The organism is Variimorphobacter saccharofermentans, assembly GCF_014174405.1.
In the GTDB taxonomy this organism is placed as follows: Bacteria; Bacillota; Clostridia; order Lachnospirales; family Lachnospiraceae; genus Mobilitalea; species Mobilitalea saccharofermentans.
The window spans coordinates 2,118,309-2,135,525 of record NZ_JACEGA010000001.1 but is presented as its reverse complement, the minus strand read 5'-3'; the positions used below and the strand labels follow the sequence as shown (position 1 = coordinate 2,135,525).

The 17,217-nt window shown below is 37.3% G+C and carries 16 protein-coding genes; 15 read left to right on the top strand and 1 reads right to left on the bottom strand.

The window, feature by feature from the left end:
- The first annotated feature begins 35 nt into the window (after positions 1-35).
- The 14 genes from proB to H0486_RS09310 all read left to right on the top strand — a co-directional run bounded on the left by proB (position 36) and on the right by H0486_RS09310 (position 14,267).
- Positions 36-893: a glutamate 5-kinase gene (proB, locus tag H0486_RS09375; protein ID WP_228352755.1), complete on the top strand. Its 858-nt coding sequence runs from the start codon at positions 36-38 to the stop codon at positions 891-893.
- Between the two features lie 39 nt (positions 894-932).
- Positions 933-1,142 (top strand): DUF896 domain-containing protein, encoded by a 210-nt coding sequence (locus H0486_RS09370; RefSeq protein ID WP_228352754.1) that lies wholly within the window; start codon positions 933-935, stop codon positions 1,140-1,142.
- 11 nt (positions 1,143-1,153) lie between these two features.
- Positions 1,154-1,741: a 5-formyltetrahydrofolate cyclo-ligase gene (locus H0486_RS09365; protein ID WP_228352753.1), complete on the top strand. Its 588-nt coding sequence runs from the start codon at positions 1,154-1,156 to the stop codon at positions 1,739-1,741.
- A gap of 106 nt (positions 1,742-1,847) precedes the next feature.
- Positions 1,848-3,095 (top strand): glutamate-5-semialdehyde dehydrogenase, encoded by a 1,248-nt coding sequence (locus H0486_RS09360; protein ID WP_228352752.1) that lies wholly within the window; start codon positions 1,848-1,850, stop codon positions 3,093-3,095.
- 14 nt (positions 3,096-3,109) lie between these two features.
- The gene (hflK, locus tag H0486_RS09355; RefSeq protein WP_228352751.1) at positions 3,110-4,138 is read left to right on the top strand and encodes an FtsH protease activity modulator HflK; all 1,029 of its coding nucleotides are present in this window, start codon (positions 3,110-3,112) and stop codon (positions 4,136-4,138) included.
- Positions 4,138-5,016: a protease modulator HflC gene (gene hflC, locus H0486_RS09350; RefSeq protein ID WP_228352750.1), complete on the top strand. Its 879-nt coding sequence runs from the start codon at positions 4,138-4,140 to the stop codon at positions 5,014-5,016. The genes hflK and hflC overlap by 1 nt, the downstream gene beginning before the upstream one ends.
- A 72-nt stretch (positions 5,017-5,088) precedes the next feature.
- Positions 5,089-6,051 (top strand): M14 family zinc carboxypeptidase, encoded by a 963-nt coding sequence (locus H0486_RS09345; protein ID WP_228352749.1) that lies wholly within the window; start codon positions 5,089-5,091, stop codon positions 6,049-6,051.
- Between the two features lie 31 nt (positions 6,052-6,082).
- On the top strand, positions 6,083-7,504 hold the full coding sequence (miaB, locus tag H0486_RS09340; protein ID WP_228352748.1) for a tRNA (N6-isopentenyl adenosine(37)-C2)-methylthiotransferase MiaB: 1,422 nt from the start codon (positions 6,083-6,085) through the stop codon (positions 7,502-7,504).
- Between the two features lie 396 nt (positions 7,505-7,900).
- Positions 7,901-9,439: a ribonuclease Y gene (gene rny / locus H0486_RS09335; RefSeq protein WP_228354402.1), complete on the top strand. Its 1,539-nt coding sequence runs from the start codon at positions 7,901-7,903 to the stop codon at positions 9,437-9,439.
- A 240-nt stretch (positions 9,440-9,679) separates the two neighbouring features.
- The gene (locus H0486_RS09330) at positions 9,680-10,879 is read left to right on the top strand and encodes a pyridoxal phosphate-dependent aminotransferase (protein WP_228352747.1); all 1,200 of its coding nucleotides are present in this window, start codon (positions 9,680-9,682) and stop codon (positions 10,877-10,879) included.
- A gap of 368 nt (positions 10,880-11,247) precedes the next feature.
- Complete coding sequence (proC, locus tag H0486_RS09325) at positions 11,248-12,051, top strand: pyrroline-5-carboxylate reductase (protein ID WP_228352746.1); 804 nt, start codon at positions 11,248-11,250, stop codon at positions 12,049-12,051.
- Positions 12,052-12,131: 80 nt separating this feature from the next.
- A complete protein-coding gene (locus tag H0486_RS09320) occupies positions 12,132-12,662 on the top strand; it encodes an NUDIX hydrolase (protein WP_228352745.1) in 531 nt (176 codons plus the stop codon).
- A gap of 78 nt (positions 12,663-12,740) precedes the next feature.
- Complete coding sequence (locus tag H0486_RS09315) at positions 12,741-13,352, top strand: stage II sporulation protein M (protein WP_228352744.1); 612 nt, start codon at positions 12,741-12,743, stop codon at positions 13,350-13,352.
- Between the two features lie 39 nt (positions 13,353-13,391).
- Positions 13,392-14,267, top strand: a complete 876-nt coding sequence (locus H0486_RS09310) for a tyrosine-type recombinase/integrase (RefSeq protein ID WP_228352743.1) — start codon at positions 13,392-13,394, stop codon at positions 14,265-14,267.
- Between the two features lie 152 nt (positions 14,268-14,419).
- On the opposite strand, the gene H0486_RS09305 is transcribed toward H0486_RS09310, so the two are convergent.
- Positions 14,420-15,448 carry a 3-deoxy-7-phosphoheptulonate synthase gene (locus H0486_RS09305; RefSeq protein ID WP_228352742.1) on the bottom strand — a complete coding sequence of 343 codons (1,029 nt, stop codon included), beginning with the start codon at positions 15,446-15,448 and terminating at the stop codon, positions 14,420-14,422.
- Between the two features lie 216 nt (positions 15,449-15,664).
- Here H0486_RS09305 and H0486_RS09300 point away from each other — a divergent pair, with 216 nt between their 5' ends.
- Entirely contained in the window at positions 15,665-16,990 is a 1,326-nt protein-coding gene (locus H0486_RS09300) for a pyrimidine-nucleoside phosphorylase (protein ID WP_228352741.1), read from the top strand.
- Positions 16,991-17,217 lie beyond the last annotated feature (227 nt).

Below are 17,217 nucleotides of genomic sequence, written 5' to 3'. Positions count from 1 at the left end.
AATAAGGATATGAATTAATAAACGGAGGATAAATCATGATAAGCAGAGAAGCTTTACTTGATAAAAAAAGAATAGTCGTAAAAATCGGATCATCATCATTAACCCATCCAGAGACTGGAAGCTTAAATCTGGAAAAAATGGAGCGCTTGGTCCGAATATTAACAGATATTAGGAATCAGGGAAAGGATGTAATTCTGGTTTCCTCAGGTGCGATAGCAGTCGGAAGAAAAGCACTGGGACTTATGGAAAGACCAAAGCTACGAGCTGTCAAGCAAGCATGTGCTGCGGTTGGCCAGGCCAGATTAATGATGGTATATCAGAAACTATTTGCTGAATATAATCAAGTGGCTGCACAGATATTGATGACGAAATACACGATGATAAATGATATCAGCCGTTCAAATGCGAAAAACACCTTTGAAGAATTATTTCGAATGGGCGTAATCCCCATTGTTAATGAAAATGATACGGTATCTACCGAAGAGCTGGACCTGGATTTCGGCGATAATGATACCTTATCTGCCATTGTTACAGCATTGGTAGAAGGAGATCTGTTAATTCTTTTATCCGACATTGATGGTCTTTACACGGATGATCCAAAGGAAAACCAGGATGCCGTGCTAATATCCTGTGTGGATGAGATTAATGAAGATCTATGCAGCATGGCAAAGGACTCTACAAGCTCAGTAGGAACGGGTGGAATGACTACAAAGATCTCTGCCGCAAAGATCGCTACTGCATCCGGCGCCAACATGGTTATTACCAATGGTGATAATGTAAGACATATTTACCACATTATTGAGGGAAAAGAGGTTGGTACCTTATTTCTGGCGCATAAGCAGAATAATTTTAATATTATGGATTATATTACTACAAAGCAATACGAAAAATAGTTATTGCTCCCATACAAATAAAAGTTAGAAAGGTAAGCTATGGAAGATCAAAGAATAACAAGAATTAATGAACTATACCATAAATCCCAGTCAGTAGGGTTAACGGATGAGGAAAAAGAAGAACAGGCAAAGCTTCGTAAAGAATATATTGCTGCGATCCGCAGAAATCTTAGAGGCACTTTAGACCAGGTCTCCTTTGTTAATCCGGATGGATCCATTACAAAGGCTTCTGAACTTAAAAAACGTTAGGAAGAATCAGTATGACAAAAAATCAGATCCGTATAGAAATGAGACAATTACGAAATCATATTGCCGTATTAAAGCGAAATAATGATAATACGGCAATAAGAAAAAGATTATTTAAAACTGAAGAGTATCAATCGTGTATCCGGTTGTTTACCTTTATATCCTTTCAATCGGAAGTAGATACAATAGAGATCATTAATCAGGCATTACAAGATCAAAAAAAGGTATATGCTCCTCGAGTGGAAGGTAACAATATGGACTTTTATGAAATCAATCATCTTGATGGGTTGATTCCAAGCAAATACGGAGTACCAGAGCCTTCAGCAGAGGAAATAGGTAAATATCATTTTAATAATGAGGTACCTCTGACGGGCGAAAATCTAATGTTGCTCCCTGGACTGGCATTTGACAAAGCAGGGAATCGAATCGGATATGGAGCAGGTTACTATGACCGATATTTAGCTGCTTATCCACCGAAGATATTTTATAAAGTCGCTTTGGCATACGATTTTCAGCTAGTAGATACGATACCATCGGAGGAATATGATATCAAAGCGGATATGATTCTGTTACCTTCTCAGGTAATACGATGCAACAAATAGAGTGTGAGCTAATAACACATTGTTTATCCAACATATAAGATAGAAGGATACCGAATAGTTAGTCAGAAAATAATTATATAGAATGATAATAGAATGGAGGAACGCTATGAGTTATCTGGAACAACTAGGTAAGAACGCTAAAGCAGCATCAACCGTATTAAATCGAATGTTACAGGAAGAGAAAAATACAGCACTTAAAGCTTGTGCCAAAGCTTTATTAGATCACAGCGAGGAAATTCTGGTTGCGAATGCAATCGATGTAGAAGCAGCCAAGAAGAATCGTGTTAAGAGTTCATTGGTAGATCGTCTTAGTCTTAATAAAGACCGATTACAGGCAATGGTGGATGGTCTGTTACAAATATGTGCATTACCGGATCCCATCGGAGAAGTACTGTCCATGACAGTACGTCCTAACGGCCTCATGATAGGACAAAAGGTAGTTCCGCTAGGTGTCATCGGAATTATTTATGAATCAAGACCCAATGTAACTGCGGACGCATTCGGTTTATGCTTTAAAACCGGTAATGCAGTTATATTACGTGGTGGCAGTGATGCGATTAACTCGAATAAGGCAATTGTAAAAGTTCTTCGTACCGGATTGAAGGAGGCTGGATGTGCTGAGGATGCTTTACAACTAATTGAAGATACATCAAGAGATGTTGCGAAGGATTTCATGCGTATGAATCAATACATAGATGTATTAATTCCTCGTGGTGGTGCCGGATTAATCAAAACCACCATAGAAAATAGTACCATCCCTGTAATTGAAACAGGAACAGGAAATTGTCATGTATATGTGGATGAATATGCGGATTTTAATATGGCACTGAATATCATCGACAATGCGAAGACACAGCGTCTTGGTGTCTGCAACACCTGCGAATCTCTTGTCATTCATGAGAAGATCAGTAAAGCCTTTATTCCGCTATTATATGAACGCCTAAATGCGAAGGATATAGAAATCAGGGCGGACGAACGAGGCTGTTCAATCTGTAGAAATTGTGTCAAGGCCAGTGAAGAGGATTATGGAACAGAGTACCTGGATAAAATCGTATCCTTAAAGGTAGTTGACAGTATTGAGGAAGCAATTTCTCATATCAATTATTACAGTACGAAGCATTCCGAAGCAATTATTACAGATAACTATGATAATGCAATGAAATTCTTAAATGAGATCGATTCTGCTGCAGTCTATGTAAATGCTTCCACTCGGTTTACCGATGGGAATGAATTCGGATTTGGAGCAGAAATCGGTATCAGCACGCAAAAGCTTCATGCCAGAGGTCCTATGGGACTTAAAGCACTCACAACAACAAAATATATTATCTTTGGAAATGGGCAGATAAGACAATGAAAGAAGGTAGAACGATGTCAGAACAACAAGTATATGATTATCCACCCAATAAAAATGTTGGTAGTTTTATGAAAAAGTTCGGGAAAATATTTTTTCTTGTTATAGGCTTGATTGTAATTGCCATCCTAATTTTTGGTTCCTTTTATACCATTAAGGAGCAGGAGCAGGCAGTGGTAACAACCTTCGGAAGAGCAAAGACAGTGAATTCAGCCGGATTACATTTTAAGATTCCTATTATTCAAAGGGTGCAGAAGGTTGATACAACAATTAAAGGGTTTTCCATTGGATATGATCTGGAAACAGGTAATAAAGTAGAAGAAGAATCAATGATGATTACTAGAGATTTTAACTTTGTTAATGTTGATTTTTTCGTAGAATATAAGGTTTCCGATCCTGTGAAAGCACTGTACGCATCAGAAGAGCCTATTACCATTCTGAAGAATATTGCACAGAGCAGTATTCGTATGGTAGTCGGAAGCTATGATGTAGATAGTGTAATTACAACAGGAAAATATGAAATTCAATCTGCGATCAAAACATCGATTTTAGAGGAATTGGAGCAACATGATATTGGTATCCAGTTAGTTAATATTACCATACAGGATTCTGAACCACCGACGGATGAGGTAATGGAAGCCTTTAAATCTGTAGAGACAGCGAAACAAGGAAAAGAAACAGCAGTCAATAATGCAAACAAATACCGTAACGAACAGCTTCCGAAGGCAGATGCCCAGGTAGATAAAATCTTACAGGAAGCACAGTCTACGAAAACCAAACGAATGAATGAAGCTTATGCAGAAGTAGCAAGATTTAATGAAATGTACGAGGAATATGCAAAGTATCCATTGATTACAAAACAAAGAATGTTTTATGAGGCGATGGAGGATGTGCTTCCTTCCTTGAAGGTGATTATTGATAGCAGTGATTCCGAAGTACAAAAGCTATTACCTTTAGATTCCCTAATAGGGTTAGAAAATGAAACAGACAAGGTGCCAACGAGACAGACGAATAATGATACTTCTGAGGAAGGAGGGCAGCAATAATGAAAGCAAAGAAAATCAGTGGAGCCATTTTACTCATTTTATTAGTTGCCGGATTCATTGTCTTAGCTTCCTCTACCATCGTCACGAAAGAAGATCAATACAGCATTGTAAAACGATTCGGGAAAATCGAACGAGTGATTGATGAAGCAGGGCTATCCTTTCGAACACCATTTATAGAAACTGTGGATGTAATACCTAAGAATATTCAATTCTATGACATGCCGGAATCGGATGTTATTACTATGGATAAGAAGACCATGGTGGCAGACAGTTATGTGCTTTGGAAGGTAAAGGATCCGATTAAATTTGCTCAATCCTTGAATAATAATGTAGTTCAGGCTGAAAACAGAATTGATACCACTGTATATAATGCAATGAAGAATGTTATCAGCAGTCTTTCTCAGTCCGATGTGATCAGTGGAAGAGATGGTGAACTAAATACAGCGTTCATGGAGAACATCGGTAATTCCATGGATCAATATGGTATTGAGTTAATTACTGTGGAGACAAAGCATCTTGATCTTCCCAGTGACAATAAGACAGCAGTATTTGAGCGTATGATATCCGAGCGTGCACAGATTGCAGCAACCTATACGGCAGAAGGTGAATCTGAGGCTCAGAAAATTCGTAACACAACGGACAAGGATGTTGCCATCAGTATTTCGAACGCAGAAGCTGAAGCGGCAAAGATTATCGCAGAAGGTGAAGCAGAATATATGAAGATTCTATCACAGGCATATTCCAGCAAGGAGCGTAGTGAGTTCTACACTTTTGTTCGTTCTCTGGACGCTGCAAGAGCAGCATTAAATGGTGATAATAAGACATTAATATTATCCGAGGATTCCCCGTTAGCGCAGATATTCTATAATATAGATTAAGTAATTGTCATAATTATGCATTTCCAGCATAGAATGATGTGATGAACAATATCACAAGGAGACTGCATAATTATGATTAATATGGATGAACCGATTTATTCTTATGATACATTGATTCATGATACAAAGAAATTAGAAGAACAATATCATAGTATTTTAGATTGTGTCACGATTGGATCGTCCCATGACAATCGTGACATTGTTCTTCTTAAGCTTGGAATTGGAGAAAAATATATCATCTGCTGTTCGGGTGTGCATGCAAGAGAAACCATCAATCCTATTGTACTCATGAGAATTATTGAGTACTATTCACAAATGTATATGGAGTATCAGGAGCATACGAACAGATTTAAAACCTTGATTAAAAATCCGACAAGACATATTGGCGAAGAATATGAGCAAATGTTGTATGGAGCATGTATCTATGAGTTATTACAAACCTTTACCATCCTGTTTGTTCCACTTTTAAATCCGGATGGATATATGGTATCATTAAAAGGCTTTGATGAGATCCGTAATGATGAATTAAGGCGTAAGTGCCTAGATTATAATATTCCGCATTATGAATGGAAGTTTAATGCCAGAGGGGTAGATATCAATCGCAATTTCCCCTGTAAGCTATGGAGACAGAAGGATAGTACAGATCATTCTGCCAGTGAGAATGAGACGAAAGCATTAATTGATTTGTTTCATGAATATAAATCAATGGGCTTTCTTGATTTTCATTCAAGAGGAAAATCAATTTATTATTATCGCAGTATGATGTCTGAAAGCTATAACCTAAAACAATTGAAAATTGCTAACCGGTTTAGAGAAATTACGAACTATGATTTAGAAGTACCTGAAAATGAAATTGATTCTGGTGATTCCGGAGGAAATACGGTACATTATTTTTCAGAGAATTTTCATAAACCGGCGTTAACAATAGAAACAGTTGACGAAGACGCTACGTTTCCACTTGATATCAAATATCGAGAATCTACTTTTGAGGAATTGAAGCTTATGATATTTGAGTATGGAAGCTTGATTTTATGATAAAGTTTACGAATTATGCTAGGAGGATAGGATGGATAATAAAAATACCAATGTAAATGAGGCAGAAGCTGCAAAGCAATATGCAATAATGGAAGAACTTAAAGCACTATTTGATCAGGAATATCAAAAAACCGGGAAGAGAAAAACATATCATATTGAAACGTTTGGCTGTCAGATGAATAGTCGGGACTCTGAGAAAATATCTGGTATTCTGAAGCAAATAGGTTATGAAGAAACGGATACAGAGGATGCTGATTTTGTTCTATATAATACCTGCACTGTTCGGGAAAATGCTAACAACCGAGTGTATGGCCGATTAGGATATTTAGGTAAACTTAAGAAAAAGCATCCTGGAATGTTAATCGCGATATGCGGCTGCATGATGCAGGAGGCAGCCGCTGTTGAGAAAATTAAGACAAGCTATCGTTTTGTAGATATTATATTTGGAACACACAATATCTTTAAATTAGCAGAATTATTAAAGACACGCCTTGAGTCTGACCGTATGGTCATTGATCTTTGGAAAAACACCGATATGATTGTAGAAAATCTTCCGAATATCCGAAAATACAGCTTTAAAGCCGGTGTTAATATCATGTTCGGTTGTAATAATTTCTGCAGTTATTGTATCGTACCCTATGTAAGAGGTAGGGAAAGAAGCAGAAATCCTCAGGACATCATAGATGAGATTAAGAAGTTAGCAGCTGATGGAGTAGTTGAAGTCATGCTGCTTGGTCAGAATGTTAATTCCTATGGTAAAAATCTTGACAATCCTATGACCTTTGCCGAGCTTCTACGTGAAATTGAGAAGGTGGATGGAATTGAACGAATTCGTTTCATGACTTCACATCCAAAGGACTTATCCGATGATTTGATAAACGTAATGAAAGAAAGTAAAAAAATATGCAAGCATCTTCACCTTCCTATTCAATCAGGAAGCACAAGACTGCTTCAGATTATGAATCGAAAATATACAAAAGAAAGCTATCTTGAGCTGGTTGACAAGATTCGAGCAGCGGTTCCGGATATATCATTAACGACGGATATTATCGTTGGTTTTCCAGGTGAAACTGAGGAAGACTTCCTTGAAACCATAGATGTAGTACGTAAAGTAGGATATGACAGCGCATTTACCTTCCTTTATTCTAAGAGGACGGGTACACCTGCTGCTACGATGGATGGGCAGGTTGAAGAGTCAGTAGCAATGGAGCGTTTCGATCGGTTGCTTAAGGAAATACAGGCAAGCTCTGCGAAATCTGCCGGAAAGGATGAACATACCGTTCAGAAGGTTCTTGTGGAAGAGGTAAACGAACAGGATCCTACATTGCTTACAGGAAGACTAAGTAATAATCTTTTGGTACATTTTCCAGGAGATAAAAGTCTTATTGGTAAAATTATTGATGTAAGCCTGGATGAGAGTAAAGGCTTTTATTATATGGGAAGTATACGTTAATACAAAGGGTCTTCAATATTGTATATTTAAACATTTCAATGGATACTAATAGATTTTTCAATGATTATATAGTGGAATAGCCAAAGGATATACTCAATATATTGATACTATATTTTGTCATAATAGATAAATTATTCGTTAGTATACTTGACATCTTCGTAAAAACAGTATAAAATTTATATGTTGTATTATTTATACAAGAGAATGAAATTTAAGTAAATTCATGAAGAAATTTCATGGAGATTGAATTAAGAGTCATAATAATGGAATAATTCTAGTAACTCTTTTGTTACGAAAGAATATTGTGTTAATTCAACTATTTTACTTAAAGTAATTCTTCTATATTGTACAATGAAAATTAAATAAGGAGGTGCTCCTGTGCACGAGGCTTTAAAAATAGCGATTGCTATTCTTATAACCTTGGTAGTTGCTGCTGTCCTTACCTGGAAAATCGCAATTGCTTATCGCATTAAGGTATATGAAGCGAAAATAGGCAATGCAGATGAAAAGGCAAGAGAAATCATAGATGAAGCTTTAAAAACAGCTGAAACTAAGAAACGTGAAGCCTTACTCGAAGCGAAAGAGGAAGCTCTGAAAGCTAAAAATGAATTCGAGCGGGAAACTAAGGAACGTAGAGCAGAATTGCAGCGTTATGAGAAGCGGGTTCTAACTAAAGAAGAGACTTTAGATAGAAAGACCGAAGCACTGGAAAAAAAGGAAGCCAGACTTTCTGTAAAAGAAGCCGAGCTTGATAAAATCAAGCAGGAAGTGGAAGAATTCCACGAAAAGCAATTACAGGAGTTAGAAAAGATTTCCGGATTAACCTCCGAACAAGCTAAGGAATATCTAATTAAGACTGTTGAAGAAGAAGTAAAACATGAGACTGCTCTGCTGATAAAGGAAATGGAAAGCAAAGCAAAAGAAGAAGCGGATAAGAAAGCAAAGGATTATGTAGTTACAGCAATTCAAAGATGTGCTGCGGATCATGTTGCTGAGACAACTATTTCGGTTGTTCAGCTTCCTAACGACGAAATGAAAGGTAGGATCATTGGTAGAGAGGGTCGTAATATCAGAACATTGGAAACAATGACTGGAGTTGACCTGATTATTGATGATACTCCTGAAGCGGTTATACTATCAGCTTTTGATCCAATCAGAAGAGAAGTGGCAAGAATTGCCCTTGAGAAACTGATTGTGGATGGACGTATTCATCCTGCAAGAATCGAAGAGATGGTAGAAAAGGCTCAAAAAGAAGTTGACGTAATGATTAGGGAAGCGGGAGAAGCTGCTACGTTAGAAGTAGGTGTTCATGGAATACATCCTGAACTCATTAAGCTCCTCGGCAAGATGAAATTTAGGACAAGTTATGGACAGAATGCATTAAAGCATTCAATTGAGGTGGCTATTTTATCCGGCCTTCTAGCCGGAGAAATCGGTGTTGATGTTAGACTTGCAAAGCGTGCCGGATTATTGCATGATATTGGTAAATCAATCGATCATGAGGTTGAAGGAACCCACGTACAAATTGGTGTGGACTTATGTAGAAAGTATAAGGAATCACCGGTGGTAATTAATGCAGTAGAGGCACATCATGGTGATGTAGAATTCCAGTCATTGATTGCATGTATCGTTCAGGCCGCTGATACAATATCAGCAGCAAGACCTGGAGCAAGACGCGAAACTCTGGAAACATATACCAACAGATTAAAACAACTAGAAGATATTACCAATGGCTTTAAAGGGGTAGACAAGTCATTTGCAATTCAGGCAGGTAGAGAAATCCGAGTTATGGTTGTACCTGAGCAGATCAGTGATGCCGATATGGTATTACTGGCACGTGATTTATCTAAGAAAATCGAAGACGAATTAGAATATCCGGGACAGATTAAAGTAAATGTAATCAGAGAATCTAGAGTGACTGATTATGCAAAATAATTAAATTGACAATGTAATGTAAAGGGTGATGTGAAAACATCACCCTTTTTAACATGGAAAATAGATTTTTTTTGAACATTTTGCACAACTATTCTTTCGTAGACGGACATATGGTAGCCTGTGAAAATACTTTTTTTGAATTTTTTATGAAATTTGTATTGCATTATTAAAACTTATATATTACAATGGTAAAGAATTTTAACAAAGGATACTATAATAAAATAAAGGATGGTGCAAGCAATGGCGTTAACATTATCAAAAAAAGCACAGGCGGTTAAGCCTTCATCAACATTAGCAATAACGGCAAAGGCGAAAGAATTAAAAGAAAAGGGAATAGATGTTGTCGGTTTTGGTGCAGGAGAGCCTGATTTTAATACTCCGGATAATATCTGTGAAGCAGCTATCAAAGCAATACATAGCGGCTTTACGAAATATACACCGGCAGATGGTACTATGGAATTAAAAAAGGCAGTATGCGATAAGTTTCTAAACTTTAATAAGATAAAATACGAGCCAAATCAAATCGTAGTAAGCAATGGTGGAAAGCATTCTCTAACCAACATATTCCAGGCTATATGTAATCCTGGGGATGAGGTAATTATACCCGCACCTTTTTGGCTTAGTTATCCGGAAATCGTTAGACTGGCTGACGGAGTCCCGGTAATCATCAGAGCGGAGAAAGAGCAGAATTATAAGGTCACAGCTGCTCAGATTGAGGCAGCGTGCACAGAGAAGACGAAGGCACTCATTTTAAATTCACCCAACAATCCTTCCGGTATGATCTATACCAGAGAAGAGTTAGAGGCAATTGCAGAGGTTGCGGTTAGAAAAGACTTCTATGTGGTATCTGATGAGATGTATGAGCATCTAATTTATGATGGTGCTGAGGTAGTAAGTATCGCTTCCTTAAATGATGAAATATACAAGCGTACGATTACCTGCAGCGGTGTAGCAAAAAGCTATTCTATGACAGGTTGGAGAATTGGATTTACCGGATCATCCAAAGAAATTGCTAAGCTGATGGGAAGTGTTCAAAGTCATCAGACCTCCAATCCCAATTCCATCGCACAGAAAGCTGCCTATGAAGCGTTGGTTGGGCCGCAGGATTCTGTTCGTAAAATGCATGCTGAATTTAATAAAAGACGTGATTATATGTATGACAGAATAGCTAATATGAAGCATATTTCTGCATTAAAGCCCCAAGGTGCATTTTATTTATTCGTTGATATTAGCAAGACTCTTGATATGGAATATAAGGGCTCTAAGATAGGTAATGTTTCTGAGCTCGCAAGAATTTTAATTGAAGATTATAATGTAGCAGTAATTCCGTGTGCGGATTTTGGTTTTGATGATCATATCCGTCTATCCTATGCAATTTCATTAGAACAGATTAAGAAAGGTCTGGATCGTATTGAAGAATTTGTAAATGTATTAGCATAATACCAGGGGATTAAAAGGATGTTGCAAAATGTATAAGCAAAGATTATAACTTACCTCACATACAGACGGAAAACGCGTTACTGATTTTGTATGTCTCAGTCGAACATGAATATTCGCCTGAGGCATATAAAATGCCGTAACATATTTTCCGACAGTGCATTATGGTAAATTATAATCCCTGCATTAATTTTGCAACATCCTCTCTTTATCGCTGTTCTGTCTAATATTCAATTTTGGCTGAACAGTATTTTTTTACTGAAATACTACCTATTCTTGATTTAATGTGATAAAATAACAGATAAGAATTTGACTAGGGTAAGGAAACCAAATGGCACAGGGATGTAGTCATGCGGATGATTGGAGGAATTATGGCATTATTCGGATTTATAGGAGCCGGCAATATGGGGTTACCATTAATGAAAGCAGCTGCCGCCACATTCGGCAAGAATGAAGTGATATTTACGGATGCATCAAAGGAGCGAAGCCAGTTCGTATCGGATCAGACTGGTATTCGATTTCTTACGGATAATTGCTCTGTGGTAAAACAATGTAAGAATCTTGTATTAGCAGTGAAGCCTCAGTTTTTTCCGGTAGTACTTAATGAAATAAAGGATGTAGTGACAAAGGATCAAATCGTGATTTCTATCGCTGCAGGAATAAAAATAGAAAGTATAAAAAGCATGCTGAGTAATTCTGTTCGTATTGTCAGAGCTATGCCAAATACACCAGCCATGGTACTACAGGGTATGTCAGGTATATGCTTCTCTGAGGATACTTTTACGGATGAAGAAAAGGAGATTATTGATCGTTTTTTCAAATCCTTTGGGAAATATGAAGTATTTGATGAACGTCTTATGAACGCAGTTGTATGTGCAAATGGCAGTTCACCAGCTTATGTTTATATGTTTATTGAAGCCTTAGCAGATAGTGTTGTTAGTTACGGGATTCCAAGAGATAAAGCATATGAACTGGCTGCTCAGACTGTATTGGGCTCTGCTGCCTTGGTATTGGAAACTGGTGAACATCCCGGTAAACTGAAGGATCAGGTATGTTCTCCGGGAGGAACCACCATTGCAGCAGTAAAGGCACTGGAGGAATATGGCTTCCGTAATGCCATCATGAAGGCAACGGATGCTTGCTACAAGAAGTGCGAGGAACTGAGTAATAAATAATCATTACCTGTTTCAGTTCCTACAGGATTTGGAAGAAATACCGCATATTTATTTCATATATTTAGATTAAGGAGAGCATTATGATACCGTACAAGAGAATAAAAAGAGAGTGCATACACAAGGGACGTATTATCGATTTTTGCCAGGATACAATTGAATTAGAAAATGGTAAGCACACCGTTTTTGATTTTATACAACATAATGGTGCATCTGCAATGATCCCGGTTGATTCGGATGGAAGTATCATTATGGTACGACAGTATCGCAATGCAATCGATGATTATACACTGGAGATTCCTGCGGGAGGCTTAAATCAAGGAGAGGATAACAGAACCTGCGCAATTCGTGAATGCGAAGAGGAAACCGGATATAAGGCTGGAAAGGTATTTCATTTGCTTGATTTATATACTACGGTTGCATTTAGTAATGAAAAAATCTGCATCTTTTATACTACGGATATTACTCCCACCAATCAGAATCTGGATGAGGATGAATATGTATCAATTGAACGTCACTCCATTGATGAATTAACAGATATGATTATGCAGGGTAAAATCGTTGATGCCAAGACAATAGCTGGGATCTTGGCGTATAAAGCAAAGATTGGATGAAACGTATTCAGCTTGTTCTAATTCCTAATTCCCATCATATCTATTTTATATAGGTTTGAATGATGGGTAGGCTAGAGGATGAAACGGTTAAAATTATATATAAACCGATTAAACATTATTCAAGTATCGATTTTTCTATTAATGATTGGTTTATTCTTTGGTATTATCTGTTCAAATGTATTTCAGGATAATTACATACAGAAAATTCAAGAATATGAGGATAATGTGTTTTCAAAGATCACATCCAGTGATATTAATTATACGGGATTGTTTCAATATACCTTGAGAAAGCATTTGAATGAATACTTCATCTTTTGGTTACTAAGTATAACCATATTAGGAATACCGTATATGGCATTCAAAATAACTTCCTTCGGATTTTTTACCGGCTTCTTTATCTCTGCGGCAACTATGCAGTATGGTATGAAGGGAATCCTATTGGTATTGGTTTATTATTTCCCGCATGGACTTATATACTTACCGGTTGCGTTGGCTTGTCTGTATAAGGGCTTTTTATTAAACCGAAGCATTTATCATGATAATCATTCACGGATGGATAGTATATTTAAGATACTAAAATCATATATGATGATATTAATATTTTTAGCGGCAGCTATATTAATTGGGAGTTTTCTGGAAGCTTATATAGGAGGCTTTATACTAAAAAAATCCCTTAGCTTATTTACGTAATGACTATTATGGTTGCTGCTATGAAGGAGGAAGCCGGATATGGAACAATATGTAATGGATTTTATCGCTTATCTTCAAAATGTGAAGCATGCTTCAAAGAATACATTACAAGCTTACAAAAATGATTTGAAAAAGTTAATGGCGTTCTTGGATAAGCAAAGTGTATTTTCTGTAGGAAAAATAACAGAGACAAATTTAAATTCTTATATATTATCCTTGGAAAAGGAAGGTCTTTCTCCTTCGTCCGTATCCAGAAATATAGCATCAATAAAGTCCTTCCTTCTTTATTTAGTGAAGCATGGAATTATGACAGGGGACCCCTCCGAACGAATAAAGGCACCTAAGGTATCTAAGAAGACTCCTCAGATCATTGATAATGATTTGATGGAACGGTTACTACAGCAACCGAATGTCAATACACCTAAAGGAATTCGGGACAGAGCTATCTTAGAACTTTTATATGCTACCGGAATTAAGGTATCTGAGTTAATCATGCTAAAATTAACAGATATTAATATGACAGGACGATATATTACATGTAGAGAATTCAAAGAACGTAATATCCCATTTGGTAAATCAGCCGAGAGTGCAATAAAGCAATATCTGAAGATCCGCCAGGAATGCTTTAATAAATATGATCTGGATTATTTGTTCCTTAATATATCCGGAGAGCAATTAAGCAGACAGGGGCTTTGGAAAATTCTAAAGGGATATGCAGCAATGGTTGGCATGAAGAATATAAGTCCTAATGCGATACGCCATACTTTTGCAGCACACATGATTAGAAATGGAGCAGATCTGGGAAGTGTTCAGGAGTTTCTTGGACACGCGGATATTACTACTACACAGCTATATCTCACCAATCCAGCTAATAATAGCCGGGAGGTATATATGAACACACACCCAAGAGCATAGTATAAACTGAAAATCTTATATTGATCGATATTAATATTATGTACATATAAACACTGGATTTGAGGCACCAAACCTTTCGGTTCAATGATACTTCAAATCCAGTGTTATTGTATACCCTATTTACTTTGATAATTAGAAGAGTGATTATGCTTCTAAATGCTATCCGCTATGGTGTAGATCAATTTTTCTGAATCCTGCCATCCAAGACATGGATCTGTAATGGATTTACCATAGACATGATCTGTAACCCTCTGACTACCTTCTTCAATATAACTTTCGATCATTACACCTTTTACCATATTCGCGATTTCTGGTGATAATCTACGACTATGAAGTACTTCCTTTACAATACGAATTTGCTCTAGATATTGCTTATTCGAATTTGCATGATTCGCATCAACAATGATGGCTGGATTCTGCAAATCACGTTCGTTATACATATTGACAAGGCGAATTAAGTCCTCATAATGATAATTTGGATTGGATTGGCCGTGTTTATTAACTGCTCCTCTTAGAATGGTATGTGCCAGAGGATTACCGGAGGTTGTCACTTCCCAGGTACGGTATAAAAAGGTATGACTAGCCTGAGCTGCAACAACGGAATTTAGCATAACTGAAAAATCACCACTGGTTGGATTTTTCATACCTGCTGGAACGTCCATACCACTAATTGTTAATCTATGCTGTTGATCCTCTACGGAACGAGCACCTACGGCAACATAGGAAAGGATATCTTCAACATAAGGCCAGTTTTCCGGATACAGCATCTCATCCGCAGCAGTTAACCCACTTTCCGCGATTGCTCTTAGATGCATTTTTCTCATGGCGATTAATCCTTCCTGTAAGTCAGGTTCTTTTTCCGGATCGGGCTGATGAACAATTCCTTTATATCCTTCGCCGGTAGTACGTGGTTTGTTCGTATATATTCTTGGTACGATAATGATTTTATCCTGTACCTTTTCCTGAACCGTTGCCAATCTGGAGATATAATCACATACTGCGTCTTCATTATCAGCCGAACAAGGGCCAATGATTACAAGAAAACGATCAGATTCTCCAGTAAATATATCCTTGATACTCTTGTCTCTTTCTTTTTTTCTAATAACATCCCTTGCAGGCAAAGGATATGTCCGAACTAATTCTTCCGGTGATATTACTTCCTTTATAAATTTGAAACTCATTTCTATCATTCTCCCTTGATTATAGTTGATTTATTTTATCCTTTTTTTGCACATACGTCAATCATAATTCAATTTGAATGATCCTGATAAATCATAATATATTTTTTTGTGAATGTGGTATATAATAGAATTATTCCATAACTATGATAGTAACAGCATTGAAAAGCTATTGATCAATTAATGGGACATAGTAATTTTAGCGGAGGTGATCAATCTATGAAAATGTATGATTTGATCAATAAAAAAAAGAAGAAGGAAACATTAACAAAGGAAGAAATTGAATTTATGGTTCAAGGCTTTACCAATGGTACCATACCGGATTATCAAATGTCAGCATTTTTAATGGCAGTATGTTTGAACGGTATGAATCAAGAGGAGACAGCAGCACTTACTGTAGCCATGGCAAATAGTGGTGATATCCTGGATCTATCACAAATTCATGGTGTTAAGGTGGACAAACACAGTACAGGAGGAGTAGGGGATAAAACCTCTCTGGTATTAAGTCCGATGATCGCTGCATTAGGTGTTCCGGTAGCTAAAATGTCCGGCCGTGGTCTGGGTCATACCGGTGGGACCATAGATAAACTGGAAAGCTTTCCAGGATTTTCAACAACGATTTCAACGGAGCAATTCATTCAGAATGTAAATAAAGTTAAAATGGCTATCGTTGGTCAGACAGCAAATCTTGCACCGGCTGATAAGAAGATATATGCGTTAAGAGATGTAACTGCAACGGTAGACAATTTATCCTTGATCGCCAGCAGTATCATGAGTAAGAAAATAGCATCCGGTTCTGATGTTATTGTATTGGATGTTAAAACCGGTAGTGGAGCATTTATGAAGAGCTATGAGGATTCTCTTGCTCTTGCAAAGGAAATGGTTCAGATCGGCACCATCGCTGGTCGTCAAACCTTTGCAGTCATCACCGATATGAACCAGCCACTAGGGAAAAACGTTGGTAATACTTTAGAAGTGATAGAAGCAATCGAGACCTTAAAGGGTAACGGACCGGAGGACCTTCTAAAAGTTAGTATTACACTGGCTTCGTATATGTTAATCGGAGCCGGTATAGCTAAGGATGTAGAAGAAGCAACAGAAAAATTGTATCAAACCATTGAAAATCGGAGTGCTTTGGATAAATTTGCTGAATTTATCAGCGCTCAGGGCGGAGATAGTAAGGCGGTATATGACACCGGAATTCTTCCAAAAGCATCCATAGAAGAAGAGGTTGGTGCACCGGTCAGCGGCTTTATTACAAATATCCATACGGATGAGGTTGGGATGACCTCCCTTATTCTGGGTGGTGGCCGTGAAACCAAGGATAGTATCATTGATTTAAGCGTGGGAATTAGGCTTCATAAAAAGCTTGGTGATTATGTGAACCAGGGTGATTCTCTAGCAACCCTTTATGCTAACGATTCATCAAAATTGCAGGAAGCAAAGCAAAGATTTCTCCAGGCATATGTGATTGGCAGTGAGAAACCAGTAACTCCACCCTATGTCTATGCTGTTGTAACTAAAGATGGAGTACTACAAGTGTAGACAAGTCAAATATCGCAGAAAAGCTGACTGAAACACCTCAGTCCGCCATACTTATCAACGATGTATATTACCCATAGATCCGTACAAATACCTTAGAAATTAATTCAGTCCGAAGAGATATCATTTAATGATTTCGTTAAATAGTATCCCTTCAAATTGTTTATCTAAGTATTTGCATGGATCTATTATCTTTGTACAATATTTTTATTACTATTACATAGATTATT

Excerpts from the sequence above, each read along its gene's own strand:
- proB (WP_228352755.1), top strand. The coding sequence starts at position 36 with ATGATAAGCAGAGAAGCTTTACTTGATAAAAAAAGAATAGTCGTAAAA.
- hflC (WP_228352750.1), top strand. The coding sequence starts at position 4,138 with ATGAAAGCAAAGAAAATCAGTGGAGCCATTTTACTCATTTTATTAGTT.
- H0486_RS09315 (WP_228352744.1), top strand. The coding sequence starts at position 12,741 with ATGAAACGGTTAAAATTATATATAAACCGATTAAACATTATTCAAGTA.
- H0486_RS09300 (WP_228352741.1), top strand. The coding sequence starts at position 15,665 with ATGAAAATGTATGATTTGATCAATAAAAAAAAGAAGAAGGAAACATTA.
- proC (WP_228352746.1), top strand. The coding sequence starts at position 11,248 with ATGGCATTATTCGGATTTATAGGAGCCGGCAATATGGGGTTACCATTA.
- H0486_RS09345 (WP_228352749.1), top strand. The coding sequence starts at position 5,089 with ATGATTAATATGGATGAACCGATTTATTCTTATGATACATTGATTCAT.
- hflK (WP_228352751.1), top strand. The coding sequence starts at position 3,110 with ATGTCAGAACAACAAGTATATGATTATCCACCCAATAAAAATGTTGGT.
- miaB (WP_228352748.1), top strand. The coding sequence starts at position 6,083 with ATGGATAATAAAAATACCAATGTAAATGAGGCAGAAGCTGCAAAGCAA.
- H0486_RS09305 (WP_228352742.1), bottom strand. The coding sequence starts at position 15,448 with ATGAGTTTCAAATTTATAAAGGAAGTAATATCACCGGAAGAATTAGTT.
- H0486_RS09310 (WP_228352743.1), top strand. The coding sequence starts at position 13,392 with ATGGAACAATATGTAATGGATTTTATCGCTTATCTTCAAAATGTGAAG.
- H0486_RS09360 (WP_228352752.1), top strand. The coding sequence starts at position 1,848 with ATGAGTTATCTGGAACAACTAGGTAAGAACGCTAAAGCAGCATCAACC.
- H0486_RS09370 (WP_228352754.1), top strand. The coding sequence starts at position 933 with ATGGAAGATCAAAGAATAACAAGAATTAATGAACTATACCATAAATCC.
- H0486_RS09365 (WP_228352753.1), top strand. The coding sequence starts at position 1,154 with ATGACAAAAAATCAGATCCGTATAGAAATGAGACAATTACGAAATCAT.
- H0486_RS09330 (WP_228352747.1), top strand. The coding sequence starts at position 9,680 with ATGGCGTTAACATTATCAAAAAAAGCACAGGCGGTTAAGCCTTCATCA.
- H0486_RS09320 (WP_228352745.1), top strand. The coding sequence starts at position 12,132 with ATGATACCGTACAAGAGAATAAAAAGAGAGTGCATACACAAGGGACGT.